Raw genomic sequence first — 18951 nt, forward strand, 5'->3', positions numbered from 1 at the left:
TTTATTGGACTTTTAGCCCGGGATCCCCCTGCTTCTCGAAGGTCTCGATTTCCTTGTTGTAATAGGTGCCGTCGTCAGCCTTTGCGACTTCGCGCAGATATATGTTCTGCGTCACGTGGCGGCTTTCGGGGTCAATGGATACGGGGCCGCGGGGACTAACCCACTCCATACCTTTCACGGCCTCCACTGCCTTTTCAGCATCTTTTTTGCCGCCCGTTGCTTCGATCATTTTGTAGATGACATGCATGCCATCATAAGCGCCAACTGAAGGGAAGGACAATTCTACAGGATTACCGATCGCCTTTTGGGCTTCCTCGACGAACTTCTTGTTCTCGGGTGAGTCATGCGAGACCGCGTAGTGGAATGTCGTCAGTACCCCGAGTGCATTCTCTCCCAGTGCCGGAAGATCAGATTCCTGTGTCAGGTCGCCAGGAGCGAAAAGCTGGATGCCCGAACCCTTCAACCCGTTGTCGACATAGGACTTCATAAAGCCAAGCGTCGTTGGGCCGGATGGCAGAAAAGCAAAAACGCCTTGCGCGCCGGAGTCCTTGACGCGCTGCATGATCGGGCTGAAATCATTTGTGGCGAGCGGCATGCGAATAGCTTCAACTACTTCGCCGCCTGCTTCTGTAAACGCCGCTTTGAAAGCGTTTTCTGCGTCCACGCCTGGACCGTAATCGCTCACGACCGAGATGATTTTCTTGACACCTTTATCGAGCGCGACCTTTGCAATCGGGGTCGACGTCTGCCAAGTGGTAAACGATGTTCGCACCACATACGGACTCTTCGTCACAATGGAAGAAGTGGCGGCATTCATGACCACCATCGGCACATTGCCCTGCTTGAGAATGGGCGTAACCGCCATGGCATCGGGAGTGAAGTAAAAGCCCGCGAGATATTGCACGCCTTCTTTGACCACGAGTTCCTGCGCAAGCGCCTTGGACTGCGCCGGATCGGCTTGAGGTACGTCACGATAAACAATCTCGACAGTGTCATCGCCGATCTTGTTGCCGTGCTCGGTCATGTAGGCGTCGATACCGGCCTTGAAGTTCTTACCCTGAAGGGCAAACGGACCCGAAAATGGACCGATGACACCGACCTTCACCACATCAGCATAAGCCGCTGATGTTGCGAGTGAAAAGACCGCAAGCGCGGTTAATGCGATTTTCTTCATGTTCTCCTCCCTATCGCCCACCATTCCCGTGCGTAACCGTCTTGTCGCCACAGGGAATGTCCTGATTTCAGCATGCCTATCTAATTGGTCATGTAAAATGAAAAATTCCTCATAAACGATACTCAGATGGTTATATGTCCGGGGCTTGTTCGGTTCCGATCCAGACGATTTTATCGATCAGAGTTAATGCTATGTTGAGAGCACTGCCGGTCGACGCCACGATTTGTGGCAGGATCATCCATTCGATCATCCAGGCCGCACCTGAGCGTTCCTGCTCGTGCACCATTGTCTGATGCAGGCCACCCATTTGGGTAGCGTTGAAACGAGCAAGGCTGACCAGTATCTCTGCCGATACCGGATTTTGCTTGTGGGGCATGGCGGACGAGCCACCGCCGCCGGTCAAGGACAGTTCCGTGCCCAGCTCAGCCATCAGCGCGATATCCTGTCCGAATTTTCCAAGGGTACCTGTGACGAGCGAAGCTAGATTGCCGAACTCAATGATGAAAGCGCGTTGGCTGTGCCATTGCGGACTATCGTGCAGCCCAAGTTTTTCCGCTAGCAGCGCACGCAGTGCCAGTGCTTGATCATCGAATTTTTCAAGCGTTCCTGCTGCCCCTCCGAACTGCATAGGAAAGATGATGGCACTGAGTTTTGTCTCATAAGCGCCGAGTGGGCTTTTCCAGCTTGCGATCCGATCCGATACGGTTATCGGGATAGCCGGCTGCATACGCGTAAAACCAGTCAGCGGATTTGTTCCGAACGTTCGATCAAGCTGGTTGAAACATTGTGTGAGTTGCTGAATTCGACCAGAGAGAATTGCGCTGGCGCGCTTCAGTCGCAAAATCAGGCTTGTATCAATGACATCCTGACTTGTTGCGCCGAAATGTACGTATTCTCCGTGATTGTTGCCCACGGCTTTACGCAGTTCCTTCACCAAAGAAGGAACGATCACCCCATCACGCGCTGTCGCTTTTGCTAAATCGGATAGATTGGGTTCAAACAATTCTACGGCTTGCTTGATTGCCCGTCCCGCGTCGACCGGTATGAGGCGCAAGTCGGCTTGCGCTTCAGCCAGAGCCGCTTCGAAGCGCAGCATCTCGGTAATATCGGCTGCCGCCGTGAACAGGCTCAGTATCTCTTCGTCATCGCCGAAAAGCTGCGCCAGAAATGGATGTTCGAAGACCGAGATGCTCATGCTTCAAATATCGAAAAAGACAGTTTCTTTCTCGCCCTGCAAGTGAATGTCGAAATGATAGACGTTACCGTCGCGCTGACCAATCAGGGTTTGCGCCCGGCTGCGATGTTCGATGCGAGCAAGGATAGGATCCTCAGCATTGGCGTCGGCTTCGTCGGAAAAATACATCCGTGTCTGCAAACCAAGGTTAATGCCGCGAGCCACGATCCACAAGGTGACGTGTGGCGCCATGAGGCGACCGTTCTTGAAAGGAACGCGGCCAGGCTTGATCGTCTCGAAAGTAAATTCGCCTGTATCCATATGGCTCGGGCAACGGCCCCAACCACGAAAACCAGAGTCGGCCTTCCCCGCAGTTTCGGAAGGGCTGTTATAGAGGCCTTTCGCATCCGCTTGCCATATTTCGACAAGCGCATCGCGGAGTGGCGCGCCCATGCCATCAATCACATGGCCCTTGATAGTGATGCGCTCGCCAGCGGCCTTCTCATCATAGAGAGGACCGGAGCCGAGATCCCGCTCAAAGACACCGTTGATGCCGACAAAATTGGGAGTCAGTCCGATATGGACGTATGGCCCAGCTGTCTGGGAGGCGGTTTCTTTCAGATAGCCGAGGGATTGCACCATGTCAGTTACCCTCCGGGCGATTTTCAAAGAAGGTCGAACGACGCCCGCGCAACACGATGTCGAACTTGTAAGCGAGCATGTCCATCGGCAAGTTGGCATTCATATCCAATGGCGCGACCAGCCGCTCGACAGCCGATTTATCCGGAATGGTTTTGACGATCGGGCAAATCCAGATCAGCGGGTCGCCCTCGAAATACATCTGGGTGATAAGGCGCTGTGCAAAGCCATGACCGAACACAGAGAAATGGATGTGAGCCGGTCGCCAGTCGTTCACACCATTCGGCCAGGGATATGGGCCGGGCTTTATGGTCTTGAACCAGTAGTAGCCGTTCTCATCTGTGATCGTGCGACCGACGCCGCCGAAGTTGGGATCGATAGCTGCGAGATAGGTTTCCTTCTTGTGGCGATAACGCCCGCCTGCATTGGCCTGCCAGAATTCAAGTAATGCGCCTGGAACGGGGTGGTCGCTTTCGTCCAGTACACGACCATGCACCAGAATGCGCGGACCAATCGGCATTTCGCCGGGGCGCGCATAATTGAGGATGAGGTCGTTATCCAGTTCATGCAGCATATTGTGACCGAATACTGGGCCAGTAATTTCGCTTTTGGTGCCTTCAAGCGAAAGCAGCGCGCGAGTAGGCGAGCGAAGTACAGATGTCTTGTACCACGGTGTGTAGGCCGGCGGATGTATGGATAGATCACGAGCGAAGAATGGAGTTGTCTCCGGCAGACTATTCTTCATTTTTCAGTTTCCTCCACTTCCATCTGCGCGTAAGTCTGCTTGGCGATCTTAAATGCGTGGTTCGATGCTGGGACTCCCGCATAGATGGCAACATGCATCAACGCTTCGCAGATGTCCTCTTTCGTCGCACCTGTATTTTTAGTGGCGCGTATATGCATGGCAACTTCGTCGTCTTGTCCCAGCGCGGCGAGAAGCGCAATCGTGATGATGGAACGCTCGCGTTTGGTCCAACCGGGCCGCGACCAGACAGTTCCCCAAGCCGCTTCTGTTATCAACTCCTGAAAAGGCGCATCAAGCTCGGTTGCGCTGTTCGAAGCGCGGTCCACATGTGTATCGCCCAGAACCGAACGGCGCACATTCATGCCAATCTTATAGCGTTCCGACTGCGCGGCACTATCAGTCATGGTTATTCTCCATGCTCAAATCTGTTTGAAAGAAAATTACGCAACAGCGCGACATAGGCATCAGGCTGTTCAACGCAAGGGATATGGCCGCTAGCTGCAATTTCTGAGAAATCGGCTCCCGGAATAAGATTTGCTAACTCGCGCACAAGAGTAGGTGGCGTGGAACCGTCCTGATCACCGACGAGGCAAAATACGGGTACCGAAATTTTATTAGCCGCTTCGGTGAAATCAGCGTCCCGTAGTGCGGCGCACGTTGCGACGTAGCCGTCGACCGGTTGGCGAACAAACATATTGCAATAGGCCTGGTAGGCCGGATTATCGGGTCGCCGATAGTCCGGGGTAAACCAGCGGGGCATCGTGGCGTCAAGGATATTTGCGAGACCATCCTGTCGAACCGCGTTGATACGAGCATTCCACATCTCTGCTGTGCCGATTTTGTGTGCGGTATTGGAAAGGATGAGTCCCGCGACCAGATCGGGTCGCGATGCATAAACGCCTTGCGCAATCAGACCGCCTACGGAAAGACCACAGATGACCGCCTGCTTTATCGATAGTTTGTCGAGCAGAGCTATGAGATCTGAGGCAAGCAATTCTATCGTGTATGGGGTGGCTCCGACATCCGAAAGACCGTGACCGCGCTTGTCATAAACAAGCGTCGATACGTCACTTTGCAGGCGCTTGCGAACTTCATTCCATATACGGAAATCAGTTCCGAGCGAATTGATGAAAACGAGAACAGGCTTTTCTTCCGTTGATTGTCGAAAATCATAGTGAATGACGATGTCATTTACAGACGTGAACTGCACGGCTTTCTCCTCTCGTGCCGCACTGTCGTGCTTTAAACTGGTTAAGTAAAATGATATTATTGACCAAAACCATAACTACAGGGTTATTAATAAGTGATCGGGAACAGGATCAAGTTTCGTCATCTGCATACGTTCGTCGAGGTTGCGCGACAGAAGAGTGTTGTAAAAGCCTCGGAAGTTTTGAGCATCAGCCAGCCGGCAGTTACCAAAACAATGCGTGAGCTGGAGGAGATACTAGGCGTTCCGGTGGTAGAGCGTGACGGTCGCGGCATCCGGATAACGCGATTTGGTGAAGTGTTCCTTCGCCACGCAGGGACAGCTTTGACGGCCTTGCGTCAGGGACTGGATTCTGTGTCGCAGGAGTTGGATGGATCAGGGCCACCTATTCGCATAGGAGCGTTGCCGACAGTCTCAACCCGTATCATGCCGAAAGCTATGAGCCTGTTCCTTGCGGAAAGAACGTCCAGTCGCGTCAAAATCGTTACGGGAGAGAATGCCGTACTTCTGGAACAGTTGCGGGTTGGGGATCTTGATCTGGTTGTCGGGCGGCTTGCCGCGCCGGAAAAGATGACAGGGTTTTCATTCGAACATCTTTATTCAGAGCAGGTTCGGTTTCTGGTGCGGACTGGGCATCCTTTGACAGACGGACGCGCCGTCTTCGAGAATCTGGCCGACTATCCGGTGCTGATGCCGACACGCAATTCAATCATTCGCCCCTTTGTGGAGCGTTTGCTAATAACCAACGGCATAGGTGCCTTGCCTATCCAGATTGAGACCGTATCGGATGCTTTCGGACGTGCTTTTGTCCGTGACAGTGACGCGGTGTGGATTATTTCAGAAGGCGTTGCGGCCAGAGATGTCTTGGAAGGCAAACTTGTTGCGCTGCCTATCGATACAAGTGAGACGAAAGGCCCGGTGGGGCTAACAATGCGCACGGACATGGTGGAGACAGCCGCGATGCAAATTCTAATCCAGACATTGCGAGAAGCTGCCGGTTTGAAGTCATAGAAAACAACACGGCCAGTCACCCGAAAAAAGATGACTGACCGTGCTAGGAGCGAGAAGTTCTGGCCGGAACTTCACGCCGGGGGTCTCACGATGAATAGAATTATACATCATTTCTAAAATAAGGCATCAATTTTGTGCGATGTAGTAAAAATAGTAATGGTTGCCTCCCATTAATATTAGTAATTACTTAATTGAAGGTACTTGCTTGTCAAAACGGGAGCCCGACGTAGTTTTCGGCAAGCGCACTGGAAGCTGCTTCGGAAGTACAGAAATAGTTAAGTTCGGCCTCCTGTACTTTCTGATCGAACGGAACCATATCCGGAAATCGGTGCAGCATCTTCGTCATTGACCATGAAAAGCGCTCGGCTTTCCAGATACGCGAGAGCGCATTGACGGAATAAGCGTCGATACCATCCGTCGACTTATCCAAGTAAAACTCTCTCAGTCCTTCGTAAAGATAATGCACGTCGCTGGCAGCGAGGTTCAGTCCTTTTGCGCCAGTCGGAGGAACGATATGAGCGGCATCACCGACAAGGAAAAGTCGCCCGAAACGCATCGGCTCGGCCACGAAAGAGCGTAGAGGCGCCATGGATTTTTCAAAGGACGTTCCGGTTACCATGGCCTCGGAATGATGGGATGGAAGACGTCGGCGCAATTCGTCGTAAAAGCGTTGATCGCTCCAGTCTTCGATTTTCTCATCAAGCGAACATTGAATATAATAGCGGCTGCGGGTGAGGGAGCGCATGGAGCACAGTGCAAAGCCGCGTTCGTGGTTCGCGTAGATCAGTTCGTGAGCGACTGGCGGAATATCCGCCAGTAACCCGAGCCAACCGAAGGGGTAGGTCTTTTCAAAGATGTCGATTGCCTTGTCCGGGACGGATTTGCGGCTTATGCCATGATATCCATCGCATCCCGCGATGAAATCGCAATCGATGCGGTGGGTTTTCCCGTCCATTTCGTAAGTGACATATGGTGATGTCGTATCGAAATCGTGCGGCGTTACGTTGGCGGCTTCGTAAATGCTGACTGTGTTCGACTTCCGCCGCTCATCCATGAGATCATGCGTCATTTCGGTCTGGCCATAAACCGTCACGCGTTTGCCGGTAAGCTTGTACAGATCGATACGATGATCGCGTCCGTCGAAGGCGAGAGAGAAGCCGTCATGTGGCAATCCCTCTGCGCAGAGGCGCGCCGATACTCCAGCCTCATCCATCAGATTGACGGTGCCTTCTTCCAATACGCCAGCACGTACACGGCCCAGAATATAATCCGCGTTGACGCGATCAAGCACCACGTTGTCGATCCCGGCTTTCGTCAGAAGCTGGCCGAGGAGCAGGCCGGACGGGCCTGATCCGATGATTGCGACCTGAGTGCGCATATATCCCTCCCAATGCAAATCCGCCTTTATTCTCGAGGGAACCTTCAAGCTGACAATGGATAATTGTAGCAATTTATTGTACAAATCGAACATGACTGGAGGAGAACGTGCGGAATCGATTCATTCCAACCTACGAGCTGTACGGAGAAGATAACGAGCAGAAGCCGGATTTTTGGTTGCATTGTGAGACGCTTTTTTCGCGATCAAGTTTGCACAATTTCGAGATTTCACTGCATCGTCACGAGAGCTTCTTTCAGCTCTTGTACATTGAAGGCGGTACGGGGCATGCGAATTTTGACGGCGTCGTTCGCCCGTTCCAGACACCATGTGCTGTTTTAGTGCCGCCAGGATTCAATCATGGGTTTGCATTTTCAAGAGATATTGTAGGGCATATCGTAACGATCTTGAGCCCTCATATGCCATTTATCGGGGGAGGCGCGACGCCGGAGTGGCTCATGCGGCCGCAACTCCTAACGATGGAAGGTGCGGGCGAAGAAAACCTGGCGTTGCTTTCCTCTCTTCTAAAGCAGGTGCAAGATGAATTTCAGATGAGAAAAGAATATAAAAACAGCTTGCTAGAAGCTCTTTTTAAAGTATTTTTTGTTTATATTCTAAGGCAGCTTTTTGATTGCGAACCGGCGATTCAGGACGTGCGGCAGGCGTATGGCTCCCCCCGTATCGAACGATTTCTGGAGCTGATTGACCGTTATTACCGCGAACACAAGCCTGTATCGTTCTATGCGAAATTACTTGGGGTTTCATCGACGCATCTCAATCGGACTGTCAAACTGCTAACAGGGATGACCACACAACATATGCTTGCAAACAAGCTGGTCGATGTAGCCAAGCGTGATTTGATAGCTATGCCGTCGTCTGTTCAGCATATAGCTTACAGTCTTGGTTTCTCGGATCCTGCTTATTTCTCACGTTTCTTTCTAAAAATGACAGGGGAGACGCCGCGATCTTACCGTTTGAGGGAACGCCAGCGTCTGGCTACTCTGGATTCACCGCCGCAGAGTTAGATTGGATTTTTCATTCTCGGCAGTTCATCTCAGCAGACTGCGCAATTCTGATTGGATCTGCAGCATGACAGGTAGGAAGCGCCTGACAAGATCGCTTGTTTCAACATGGGCCGCCGGGGCCCCGATGTTGAGCGCTGCGACAATGGTGCCGCGATGATTAAAGACAGGAACAGCGATGGAGCGTAATCCAAGCTCCAGTTCCTGATCGTTGATTGCATAACCCTGTCCGCGAATAAGAGACAGCTCAGTCATCACCAGGCCAATTTCCGTTTTCGTAAACGGCGTCAATTTTTGTCGTTCAGTGCGTTCGAGAAGAGCCTGTGCTTCGTGTTCGTGGAGCCAGGCCAGAAGTACACGGCCCATTGAAGCACAGTATGCCGGAAGCCTGCTGCCAGCCATCAGATTGATGGACATCACGCGCATTTGCGAGGCGCGTGCGATGTAAACAATTTCCGTTCCATCAAGAACAGATGCCGACGCACTCTCGCCGACTATATCGGCGAGCCGATCCAGATGCGGCTGGATGATCGTGGGCAATGGTGTCGAAGAGAGGTATGCATGTCCAAGCCGTAGGATTCTGGGTAGGAGCATAAAAAACTTCCCATCATATTCGGCATAGCCGAGTTCGGCGAGTGTCAGCAGGCATCGTCGTGCCGTCGCGCGATCAAGGCCCGTGATCTTTGAAACGTCAGCTATTGAAAGACGTGGCTGGTCTTCACCGAATGCTTCAATGACCCTCAGGCCTTTGGCAAAGCCTCCAATGAAATCTGTTTCACGCATGAGATTCTCCTCACTGTACAATGCAGTTTTGTGCGATATATGAACAAATGTCAAATACCGCACAAACAGTTTGACCCAATATCGATCGAGTGGCTAACTCCAGCACCATTGAGACCGGAAACGCTTGGGCAGGAGCTGGAGCTTTCCGGTATGGAGGTGAGATGGACAAGACAGTCGGAAGTCTGGCGGAGGCCGTTGACGGAATAGGTGAGGGTGCAACCGTCATGATTGGTGGATTTGGTGGCTCCGGCGCGCCAATCGAACTCGTTCATGCTCTGATCGACAAAGGCCCAAAGAACCTGACGGTCATCAATAACAATGCAGGCAATGGACGCATCGGTATTGCGGCCATGATCGATGCAGGGATGGTCAGGAAAATGATTTGTTCATTTCCTCGATCTTCCGATCCACGCGCATTCACCGATAGATACATTGCCGGTGAAATCGACCTTGAACTTGTGCCGCAGGGAACGTTGGCAGAGCGTATCCGTGCGGGCGGTGCCGGTATTCCGGCTTTCTATACGCCGACGGCCTACGGCACCGAGCTTGCCGAAGGCAAGATCATAGCCGAATTCGATGGACGATCTTACGTGCAGGAACGCTGGTTGAAAGCCGATTTCGCGCTCATCAAAGCGCATTTTGGTGATACTCACGGCAATCTGACCTATCGCATGGCCGCGCGCAATTTCAATCCGCTTATGTGTATGGCGGCGGCCAAGACGATTGTGCAGGTCTCAGAAATTGTTCCGCTCGGCGACATAGAACCGGAAGACATCATCACGCCGGGTATCTTCGTCGATAATGTCGTCGAAGTTGCAAATCCGCAGCAGGAAGAAGAACTTATTCGGGCGGGAGTGGCTTACGTATGATGATCGATCCTCACGAGGACATTAAACTGTCCAATGCCCAGATCGCATGGCGTGCTGCACAGGATATTCAGGACGGCGCTTACGTAAATCTTGGAATTGGTTTTCCCGAAATGGTCGCCCGCTATCAGCCGGAAGGGCGCGAAGCAATTTTCCATACAGAAAACGGCATTCTGGATTTCGGCGACGCACCTCCGGTTGGTGAGGAAGACTGGGATCTGATCAATGCAGGTAAAAAGGCAGTTACGCTGAAGCCCGGAGCAGCATTCTTCCATCATGCCGATAGTTTCGCAATGGTGCGCGGTGGACATCTCGACATTGCAATTCTCGGTGCCTATCAGGTTGCCCAGAATGGTGATCTCGCTAATTGGCGAGTTGGGGCTAAAGGAGTGCCAGCAGTCGGCGGTGCGATGGACCTTGTGCACGGCGCGAAGCAAGTGGTTGTCATCACCGAGCATATGACCAAGAAAGGCGAGCCGAAACTGGTCGAAAAGTGCACTTTTCCACTGACAGGCGTCGCATGTATCACTCGCATCTATACCAGCCATGCCGTGATCGACATTGACAAGGGCCGTTTCGTTTTGCGTGAAAAACTGGCGGCGATGACGCTGGAAGACCTTCAGGCCATGACTGGTGCGGAGCTTCATATTGACGGCCCGGTTGCCGATCTCATCGTCCCCGAACTGTGAGGCCATACCATGAATGAAGCCTATATCTGCGACTATATCCGCACTCCCATCGGTCGTTTCGGCGGCGCGCTTTCATCAATCCGTGCGGACGATCTTGGTGCTATTCCATTGAAAGCACTTATGGAACGTAACAGCTCCGTCGACTGGGAAGGAGTCGATGACGTTATCTTCGGCTCGGCCAATCAGGCGGGGGAAGACAACCGCGATGTTGCGCGCATGTCACTGCTTTTGGCTGGATTGCCTGTTGGGATATCAGGAACGACGATCAACCGTCTCTGCGGTTCCGGGATGGATGCAGTCATAACTGCCGCACGCGCTATCAGGGCGGGCGAGGCAGAATTGCTTATAGCGGGTGGTGTGGAAAGCATGAGCCGTGCTCCCTTCGTTATGCCGAAGGCCGATAGTGCATTTTCACGCAAGGCGGAAATTTTCGATACGACAATCGGCTGGCGGTTCATCAATCCTTTGATGAAAAGGCAGTACGGCGTTGATTCCATGCCGGAGACGGGTGAAAACGTCGCCGAAGATTTCCATGTCTCACGGCAAGATCAGGACGCATTTGCACTTCGCAGCCAGGAGAAGGCGGCTGCTGCACAGGCCAATGGACGCCTTGCGAAGGAAATCGCTCCGGTTACGATCCCGCAGCGCAGGGGTGATCCCTTGATTGTCGAACAAGACGAACACCCTCGCGCTACGAGCTTGGAAGCACTGGCGAAGCTGGGTACGCCCTTCCGCGAGAGTGGTACTGTGACGGCTGGCAATGCTTCCGGTGTCAATGATGGAGCAGCAGCACTCATCATCGCGTCTGAAGCCTCCATCAAGAAATACGGTCTCACGCCAATTGCCCGTATCATGGGCGGAGCCACCGCAGGTGTTCCTCCACGCATCATGGGCATCGGCCCGGCCCCGGCAACAAAGAAGCTTTCTGCACGCATCGGCATTGCACCCGATGCATTCGATGTGATCGAACTGAATGAAGCGTTTGCCTCGCAAGGACTGGCAGTTTTGCGCGATCTGGGAATTGCCGACGATGACAAGCGCATCAACCCGAACGGTGGAGCGATTGCGCTCGGACACCCGCTCGGCATGTCTGGTGCACGCATTGCAGGCACGGCGGCGCTCGAACTCTCGCTCAACGGTGGCAAATATGCTCTCGCAACGATGTGCATCGGCGTCGGGCAGGGCATTGCAATCGCGCTAGAGCGCGTTTGAGTCTGAATAAATGACAAATCCGAGCACTTTTGCGCCCGGATTTGTTGTTTCTGACAGAGCAGATACGACTTTTGTATTCTTGGGCGACTACAATATTGCCCGCGCCTACCGATCAAGTTAGCATGACCTCATTACAACAACGGCGGGAACAACCCGTCGAACCAAAATGGGGAACATGTCGATGAAAATGGCTCGCCTTGCCCTGATGGGTGGACTCCTCGCAACCGCGCTTTATACTGGCTCCGCTGCTGCCCGTGACCTGACGGTCGTTTCCTGGGGTGGTAATTATCAGGACGCCCAGCGTGAAATCTACTTCAAGCCTTTTTCCGAGAAGACCGGCAAGCCCTTGCTGGATGAATCCTGGGACGGCGGCTATGGCGTCGTTCAGGCTAAAGTAAAGGCAGGATCGCCTAATTGGGATGTCGTGCAGGTGGAGGCCGAAGAGCTCGCCCTCGGCTGTGCGGACGGCCTTTACGAGAAGATTGATTGGGACAAAGTTGGAGGCAAGGACAAATTCCTCGACAGCGCAGTCAATGATTGCGGTGTAGGTGCGATCGTATGGTCGACAGCAATCGCCTATAACGCAGATAAGCTGAAAGAAGGCCCTCAGTCTTGGGCAGACTTCTGGGATGTGAAAAAAATTCCGGGCAAGCGTTCCTTACGTAAGGGTGCCAAGTATACGCTTGAGTTCGCGCTCCTGGCTGACGGGGTGAGTAAGGACGAAGTCTATGATGTGCTCTCAACCCCGGAAGGTGTGGATCGCGCATTCAAGAAACTTGATGAACTGAAACCGAACATCGTCTGGTGGGAAGCAGGAGCGCAGCCGCTGCAATTGCTGGCCTCAGATGAAGTGGTGATGGCCTCGGCCTACAATGGACGTATCACTGGCATAAACAGGAGCGAAGGCAAGAATTTCAAGGTGGTCTGGCCGGGCAGCATTTATGCTGTCGACAGTTGGGTGATCCTGAAGGATGCGGAGAACAAAGATGCGGGATTGGATTTCATTGCTTTTGCTAGCGAGCCCGATAATCAAGTGAAATTGCCCAAGTATGTCGCCTATGGCCTGCCGAACAAGGAGGCTGCAAGCAAGGTGCCTGCTGAGTTCGCATCCGATCTTCCGACGGCTGAAGCCAATCTGAAAGATGCCCTTCCGCTTAACGTCGATTTCTGGATCGATAATTCCGAAGAGTTGACGAAGCGTTTCAACGCCTGGTTGGCGCAATAATCCACAATCATAGCCTCGTCCGTGCAAACTCGGACGAGGCTTTCCTGTTTTCCGGAAGATGGAGTGATTCATTGACGGACTGCCGCATCCGCTTCGAGAATATCAGCAAATCCTATGGTGATTTCAAAGTTATAGATGATTTGAACCTCGATATAGATCGAGGTGAATTCGTGAGCCTGCTTGGGCCTTCTGGTTCTGGCAAGACGACGCTTCTGATGATGCTTGCTGGGTTCGAAAGTCCGAGCAGTGGAACAATTCACGTCGATGGCAAAGCAATCAACACGGTTCCTTCCTACAAGCGTAATATGGGGGTGGTTTTTCAGAACTATGCGCTTTTCCCCCATATGACAGTTGGCGAGAATGTCGCCTTTCCGTTGCAAATGCGCGGCCTTGGGAAGGCGGAGATCGGCAAACTGGTGGATAAAGTGCTTGATATGGTGCAGCTTTCCACGATGCGCGAACGCAAGCCGTCCCAGCTCTCCGGCGGGCAGCAACAGCGTGTTGCGCTTGCTCGAGCACTGGTTTTCGAACCGGGAGTGGTCTTGATGGATGAGCCGCTCGGCGCGCTTGACAAACAATTGCGCGAACAGATGCAACTCGACATCCGTGCGCTGCATAGCCGGTTGGGATTGACGATTGTTTTCGTCACCCATGACCAAAGCGAAGCCCTGACCATGTCTGACAGGATTGCTGTTTTCAACAAAGGAAAAATCGAACAGATAGGCACACCGCGCACGATTTACGACGAGCCGCACACGAGGTTTGTCGCCGAGTTCATTGGTGAAACCAATCTCACTGAAGGGACAATCGAGCGGCTTGAAGGCACCAGCGCTTTTATTCGTTTGAGCAATGGCGGCACGCTAACCGCGTCATCAAAGGGAACGCTTGTGATGGGACAGAAAGTTCTCCTGTCCATCCGGCCCGAGCGTATTGAGCTGGGTAGCGAGGGCAATTCAGACAATCTTCTCAGAACTCGCGTGATTGACAATGTCTATCAGGGAGATCATCTCCGTATCCAGCTTGATGGCCGCGCCCATGATTTCATCGTACGCCTTGACAGGAAAGCGCGTGAATGGACGCCTGGAACGGATGTAGTTGCAGGGTTCAACGCCGCTGATTGCTGGACTATCGCAACATGACGGTTCTGTCCGGCAAAACTGTCCGAGCGATGCTCCTGATCGCGCCTTTACTTGTTTTCATAGCCTTATTTTTCCTGTGGCCTCTCGGGGTGATGATGAAACAGGCTGTGTCCGATACGGCGGTTTTGCGCGTTCTTCCTCAAACAGCCGAGGCTGTGAGCCTGTGGGACGGGCGATCGGGGCCGTCACCGGATATGAAGCAGGCTCTGGTGACGGATCTCAAGTCCTCCACCGATCAGCAGGCTGTAGGAGACATGGTTCGCCGTTTGAACAGCGCTCAATCAGGCTTTCGAACCTTGATGAGCAAAACGCTGTCGGCCATAGAGAAGGGCGATCCTGTTCCTGACCTGGAAACGATCGACAAGCGATGGAGCCGACCGGAATTCTGGCAGGCGATTGCAAATGCGCTTTCTCCAACAACTGATCGCAACCTGCTTGCAGCCGTTGACATGGAACGCGATACGTCTGGCGAGATTGTTTCTATGGCGCCTGGCACATCGGCCAACCGGGCAATAATGCTGCGTACATTCTGGATCGCTGCGCTGGTGACGCTGGCCTGTGCGGTGATCGGTTACCCCTATGCTGTCTTGCTTACATCGTCTACGGGTTGGGTCAGAAATGTACTTTTTGCTGCCGTTCTGCTGCCGTTATGGACATCGTTGCTGGTGCGAACCGCTGCCTGGTTCATCCTTCTGCAGGACAAGGGTCTTATCAATGATGCATTGATCTGGCTCGGCATTACGGATTCGCCTTTCCCATTGATTTTCAACAGGGCAGGTGTGGTGATAGCCATGACGCATGTGCTTTTGCCGTTCATGGTGCTTCCGATCTATAGTGTGCTTGTATCGATCCCAAGCAATCTGATGCCAGCGGCTGCATCACTCGGTGCGCCACCGTGGAGGGCTTTTCTGCGTGTATTGCTGCCATTGAGCATGCGCGGCATCCTGTCCGGAATGCTGCTCGTGTTCATGAGCGCTATTGGCTATTACATCACCCCGGCATTGATTGGTGGACCGAGCGATCAGATGATAAGCTCGATCATCGCCTATTATGCGACCGGTTCAGCCAACTGGGGTATGGCTGGCGCACTCGGACTCGTGTTGCTGGTTGCCTGTCTTATACTCTACGCTGTGTACGGACGGCTTACCGCTGACGAACAGGGGAGGGCGTAAGCATGGGGCGCATTGCGAAAATCATGTTCGGTATCGCAGCGGTGGTTTTTTTGATCGCGCCGCTGTTCGCCATCCTTCCGCTTGCTTTTACATCCAGCGTATTCCTGACCTATCCGGTGCCCGGCTGGTCGGTACGCTGGTTTGAAGAACTTGCTACGGCCGACGTCTGGCGGCGCGCAATCGTTAACAGCCTGATTATCGGTTCAGGAACGACGATTTTGGCGACTGTGCTGGGAACCATGGCCGCACTGGGCTTGCGCAGCAGGACCTTGTTTCTTTCCGGCCCCATTAAAACTCTGTTCCTGTTGCCCATGGTCGTTCCCGCTGTCGTCATGGGCGTAGGGATGCAGTTGTTATTCGTGCGACTTGGTATAGCGAATTCCTATCTTGGCGTGATCGTTGCTCATACCGTGATTTCGATACCCTTTGTTCTCGTGAGTGTTACCGGGGCGCTGGCTGGTATTGACAGGCGTGTCGAACTTGCAGCCGAGAGCCTGGGCGCATCACCTTTGACAGTGTTTCGAAAAATTACTCTTCCGCTTGCCATGCCGGGCATAGCTTCCGGTGCTGTGCTTGCTTTTGCTACTTCGCTGGACGAGGTTGTGCTGACACTGTTTGTTGCTGGTCCAAATCAGCGCACCTTGGCGCGTCAGATGTTTTCGACAATCCGAGAGAATATTAGCCCGGCTATAGCTTCCGCAGCATTTCTGTTCATTGCAGGCACGGTACTTTTAGGCCTTGCAGCCATGTTCTTTCGTCGAAAGCACGTGAGCGGAGTGGGAACCGCCGCCACTTGATGCAGCTCTTTTTATCCGAAGTCGTTTTAGCGATCAATCCGCGTCGAAAGGATGATGGATGACATCGTACGCTCGACACCTTCCAGCGCACCTATGCGATCCAGAACGGCGTCGAGCTCTTGTATGGACGGAGCTTCGACAACGACGATCATATCGAAGTGACCGCTGACAGAATGAAGCGAACGGACGGCCATCATGCCACGCAGTGCCGTTTCGACTTTCGGAGCAAGTTTGGGTAATGCTGTCACCAGCACATGAGCGCGAACCAGATCGCGCTCGAATTCCGGAGCGATTCGCACCGTATAACCTTCAATAACTCCACGTTTTTCCAGCTTTTCGATCCGGCTTTGGACTGTGGTGCGAGAGACGCCGAGGCGCCTCGCAAGGTCCGCCGTAGAGGCGCGGGCATTTTCACGGAGGAGGGCGATGAGTGTGAGGTCGGCTTCTGTCGTCATAATGCATATTAAATACGTTAATATGTGCAAATAAACAACGTCATATCGTCGGTTTGTATGCTTCTTTTTGCATGGAACTATGCGATTCTTGCATATCCGATTTGCATTCCAAGGGGAAAACACATGAAAGAGATCGTTGTTGTCGGCGCAGGCAAAATCGGCGCCACCATTGCCGATCTTCTCGCTTCCACAGGCGAGTATGCCGTCACCGTTGTCGATCGCTCTCAGGAACAGCTCGATGCTCTGGAGTCCGGTGCAGAAGTCAAGACGCAGGCACTAGCTATTGAAGATGCCAAGGCTCTTGAAGCCGCTCTTACTGGCAAGTTCGCCGTACTCAGCGCAGCTCCATTTCATCTGACGACCCGTATTGCCGAAGCTGCAGCGAAGGCGGGCGTTCACTATCTGGACCTCACTGAAGACGTGGCAAGCACCCGCCGTGTCAAGGAGCTTGCGAAGGAAGCCAAGACGGCCTTCATTCCACAGTGTGGCCTTGCCCCCGGCTTCATCTCTATCGTTGCCTATGATCTGGCGAAGCGCTTCGATAAACTCGACAACGTTCGTATGCGCGTTGGCGCCCTGCCGCAGTACCCTTCGAATGCTCTGAACTACAATCTGACCTGGAGCACCGATGGCGTCATCAACGAGTACATTGAGCCGTGCGAAGCCATCGTTAACGGTGAACTGACTGAAGTTCCTGCTCTCGAAGAGCGTGAAGAATTTTCGCTTGATGGCGTCACCTATGAAGCCTTCAACACCTCTGGTGGTCTCGGCACGCTCTGCGAAACGCTCGAAGGCAAGGTTCGCACGCTCAACTATCGCACCATCCGTTATCCGGGGCACGTTGCGCTGATGAAGGCGCTTCTCAATGATCTTGGCCTGCGCCATCGTCGTGAAGTGCTCAAGGACATTTTTGAAAATGCCCTGCCAACGACCCTTCAGGATGTTGTCGTGATTTTCGTGACAGTTTCCGGCACCAAGAATGGCCGTCTGGTTCAGGAAACCTACGCGAACAAGGTTTATGCTGCTCAGGTTGGCAAGATCGTTCGCTCGGGTATTCAGATCACGACGGCTTCGGCTATTTGCGCTGTGCTTGACATGCTTGCCAAGGGTGATCTTCCGCAGCAGGGCTTTATCCGCCAGGAAGACATCACGCTGGAAGCGTTTCTCGCAAATCGCTTTGGCAAGGCTTATGCACAGGAAGACCATTGCGCACGTATGGTTGCCTGATAGCTTCTGCCGCATGAATGCAGGGTCTGTTGCGCTTGTTCGCAACAGACCTTTTTTGCGTTTTGGCATTTGGTAAGTCAGTCCTGCAAAAATTGCTATTGAACGGGATCGGATTTAAGCGCATTGCCCGATCCAAATCGGCGGATGGATATTTCCGCCCGCCTGATCTGTGTCTGTCCGCGCATCGTATCCGAAAACCGTTTCGCACGTTTCGGGGTGCGCTTTGAAGAAGTAGGAAAGTTATGTTGAAATCAGTTTTGCTGGCCGGTTTGGCCTCTGTCTTCCTCGCTTTGCCGGTTCAGGCAAAGGAATGGAAAGAAATCCGCATCGCCAGCGAAGGTGCTTATCCTCCATTCAACTATATGTCTCCAGACGGCAAGCTTGAAGGTTTCGATCTTGATATCGCGAACGCGCTTTGCGAAGCCATGGAAGCCAAATGCACGATCGTTGCCAATGATTGGGATGGTATGATCCCAGGTCTGCAGGCCAATAAATTCGATGCGGTTATTGCTTCGATGGCCATTACCGAAGAGCGTGAAAAGCAGATCGCCTTCACTGAACGCTATTACACGACCCCGCTTGCGATTGTCGTACCGAAGGATACGGATATCACTTCGCTCGATCCATCGGCATTTGATGGAAAGACGGTTGGTGCGCAGGCTGGCACCACTCAGGGCAACTATGCCGACGACGTTTATGGCAAAGCGGGAGCAGATGTGAAGCTCTATCCGACTGCCGACGAAGCTAACGCCGATCTTGAAAGTGGCCGTCTAGACGCAATTGCCGCCGACAAGTTTCTTGCCGCCGATTGGCTCAAGAAGCAGGGCGCGAACTGCTGCAAGTTCCTCGGCGACATTCCAGGTTCTGAAACCAAGATCGCTGTAGCCCTACGCAAGGGTGACGATGACCTGCGTGAACAGTTCAACGCCGCTATCAAGAAGATCCGTGACGACGGCACCTACGAAACGATCCGCAAGAAGTATTTCGATTTTGACATCTATTGATGTGACAAAATTTGCACCGGATGCCTTCAAATCCT

20 protein-coding genes are annotated in these 18951 nt (G+C 53.0%); 11 read left to right on the forward strand and 9 right to left on the reverse strand.

Features of this window, described 5'->3' with window-relative positions:
• Nucleotide 1 precedes the first annotated feature (1 nt).
• From FIB18_RS01620 to pcaD, 6 genes are all read right to left on the reverse strand, one after another.
• Nucleotides 2–1174, reverse strand: a complete 1173-nt coding sequence (locus FIB18_RS01620) for an ABC transporter substrate-binding protein (protein WP_140019097.1) — start codon at nucleotides 1172–1174, stop codon at nucleotides 2–4.
• A gap of 130 nt (nucleotides 1175–1304) precedes the next feature.
• Nucleotides 1305–2369, reverse strand: coding sequence for a 3-carboxy-cis,cis-muconate cycloisomerase (locus tag FIB18_RS01625; RefSeq protein ID WP_140019098.1), 1065 nt, complete (start codon nucleotides 2367–2369; stop codon nucleotides 1305–1307).
• A 3-nt stretch (nucleotides 2370–2372) separates the two neighbouring features.
• The gene (gene pcaG, locus FIB18_RS01630; protein WP_140019100.1) at nucleotides 2373–2990 is read right to left on the reverse strand and encodes a protocatechuate 3,4-dioxygenase subunit alpha; all 618 of its coding nucleotides are present in this window, start codon (nucleotides 2988–2990) and stop codon (nucleotides 2373–2375) included.
• A 1-nt stretch (nucleotide 2991) separates the two neighbouring features.
• Nucleotides 2992–3732 carry a protocatechuate 3,4-dioxygenase subunit beta gene (pcaH, locus tag FIB18_RS01635; RefSeq protein ID WP_140019102.1) on the reverse strand — a complete coding sequence of 247 codons (741 nt, stop codon included), beginning with the start codon at nucleotides 3730–3732 and terminating at the stop codon, nucleotides 2992–2994.
• Entirely contained in the window at nucleotides 3729–4136 is a 408-nt protein-coding gene (pcaC, locus tag FIB18_RS01640) for a 4-carboxymuconolactone decarboxylase (RefSeq protein WP_140019104.1), read from the reverse strand. The genes pcaH and pcaC overlap by 4 nt, the downstream gene beginning before the upstream one ends.
• Nucleotides 4137–4138: 2 nt before the next feature.
• Nucleotides 4139–4942 carry a 3-oxoadipate enol-lactonase gene (gene pcaD / locus FIB18_RS01645; RefSeq protein WP_140019106.1) on the reverse strand — a complete coding sequence of 268 codons (804 nt, stop codon included), beginning with the start codon at nucleotides 4940–4942 and terminating at the stop codon, nucleotides 4139–4141.
• Nucleotides 4943–5035: 93 nt separating this feature from the next.
• Between pcaD and pcaQ the strand changes: the two genes are divergently transcribed.
• Complete coding sequence (pcaQ, locus tag FIB18_RS01650) at nucleotides 5036–5950, forward strand: pca operon transcription factor PcaQ (protein ID WP_140019108.1); 915 nt, start codon at nucleotides 5036–5038, stop codon at nucleotides 5948–5950.
• Between the two features lie 208 nt (nucleotides 5951–6158).
• Here pcaQ and pobA read toward each other — a convergent pair whose 3' ends face one another.
• On the reverse strand, nucleotides 6159–7328 hold the full coding sequence (gene pobA / locus FIB18_RS01655; RefSeq protein WP_140019110.1) for a 4-hydroxybenzoate 3-monooxygenase: 1170 nt from the start codon (nucleotides 7326–7328) through the stop codon (nucleotides 6159–6161).
• Nucleotides 7329–7435: 107 nt separating this feature from the next.
• On the opposite strand from pobA, the gene FIB18_RS01660 reads away from it, so the two are divergent.
• Nucleotides 7436–8350 carry a helix-turn-helix domain-containing protein gene (locus FIB18_RS01660; protein WP_140019111.1) on the forward strand — a complete coding sequence of 305 codons (915 nt, stop codon included), beginning with the start codon at nucleotides 7436–7438 and terminating at the stop codon, nucleotides 8348–8350.
• Nucleotides 8351–8374: 24 nt separating this feature from the next.
• Here the strand turns inward: FIB18_RS01660 and FIB18_RS01665 are convergent, their stop codons facing one another.
• A complete protein-coding gene (locus FIB18_RS01665; protein ID WP_140019113.1) occupies nucleotides 8375–9130 on the reverse strand; it encodes an IclR family transcriptional regulator in 756 nt (251 codons plus the stop codon).
• A gap of 161 nt (nucleotides 9131–9291) precedes the next feature.
• Between FIB18_RS01665 and FIB18_RS01670 the strand changes: the two genes are divergently transcribed.
• The 7 genes from FIB18_RS01670 (at nucleotide 9292) to FIB18_RS01700 (ending at nucleotide 16230) form a co-directional block, all read left to right on the forward strand.
• Nucleotides 9292–9999: a 3-oxoacid CoA-transferase subunit A gene (locus FIB18_RS01670; protein ID WP_140019114.1), complete on the forward strand. Its 708-nt coding sequence runs from the start codon at nucleotides 9292–9294 to the stop codon at nucleotides 9997–9999.
• Nucleotides 9996–10685 (forward strand): CoA transferase subunit B, encoded by a 690-nt coding sequence (locus FIB18_RS01675; protein WP_140019116.1) that lies wholly within the window; start codon nucleotides 9996–9998, stop codon nucleotides 10683–10685. The genes FIB18_RS01670 and FIB18_RS01675 overlap by 4 nt, the downstream gene beginning before the upstream one ends.
• A gap of 9 nt (nucleotides 10686–10694) precedes the next feature.
• Entirely contained in the window at nucleotides 10695–11897 is a 1203-nt protein-coding gene (gene pcaF / locus FIB18_RS01680; protein ID WP_140019118.1) for a 3-oxoadipyl-CoA thiolase, read from the forward strand.
• Between the two features lie 181 nt (nucleotides 11898–12078).
• Entirely contained in the window at nucleotides 12079–13122 is a 1044-nt protein-coding gene (locus FIB18_RS01685) for an ABC transporter substrate-binding protein (protein ID WP_140019120.1), read from the forward strand.
• A 71-nt stretch (nucleotides 13123–13193) separates the two neighbouring features.
• Entirely contained in the window at nucleotides 13194–14261 is a 1068-nt protein-coding gene (locus tag FIB18_RS01690; RefSeq protein WP_140019121.1) for an ABC transporter ATP-binding protein, read from the forward strand.
• Complete coding sequence (locus tag FIB18_RS01695; RefSeq protein WP_140019123.1) at nucleotides 14258–15433, forward strand: ABC transporter permease; 1176 nt, start codon at nucleotides 14258–14260, stop codon at nucleotides 15431–15433. Before FIB18_RS01690 ends, FIB18_RS01695 begins: the two co-directional genes overlap by 4 nt.
• A gap of 2 nt (nucleotides 15434–15435) precedes the next feature.
• Complete coding sequence (locus FIB18_RS01700; RefSeq protein ID WP_140019124.1) at nucleotides 15436–16230, forward strand: ABC transporter permease; 795 nt, start codon at nucleotides 15436–15438, stop codon at nucleotides 16228–16230.
• A gap of 26 nt (nucleotides 16231–16256) precedes the next feature.
• On the opposite strand, the gene FIB18_RS01705 is transcribed toward FIB18_RS01700, so the two are convergent.
• The gene (locus FIB18_RS01705) at nucleotides 16257–16685 is read right to left on the reverse strand and encodes an Lrp/AsnC family transcriptional regulator (RefSeq protein ID WP_061347140.1); all 429 of its coding nucleotides are present in this window, start codon (nucleotides 16683–16685) and stop codon (nucleotides 16257–16259) included.
• 123 nt (nucleotides 16686–16808) lie between these two features.
• Here FIB18_RS01705 and FIB18_RS01710 point away from each other — a divergent pair, with 123 nt between their 5' ends.
• Together FIB18_RS01710 and FIB18_RS01715 are read left to right on the forward strand one after the other, a co-directional pair.
• Nucleotides 16809–17912: a saccharopine dehydrogenase family protein gene (locus FIB18_RS01710; RefSeq protein WP_140019125.1), complete on the forward strand. Its 1104-nt coding sequence runs from the start codon at nucleotides 16809–16811 to the stop codon at nucleotides 17910–17912.
• A gap of 242 nt (nucleotides 17913–18154) precedes the next feature.
• Nucleotides 18155–18916 (forward strand): ABC transporter substrate-binding protein, encoded by a 762-nt coding sequence (locus FIB18_RS01715; RefSeq protein WP_140019126.1) that lies wholly within the window; start codon nucleotides 18155–18157, stop codon nucleotides 18914–18916.
• The last annotated feature ends 35 nt before the right edge of the window (nucleotides 18917–18951 follow it).

The sequence above is a fragment of the Brucella pecoris genome, assembly GCF_006376675.1.
Classification (GTDB): Bacteria; Pseudomonadota; Alphaproteobacteria; order Rhizobiales; family Rhizobiaceae; genus Brucella; species Brucella pecoris.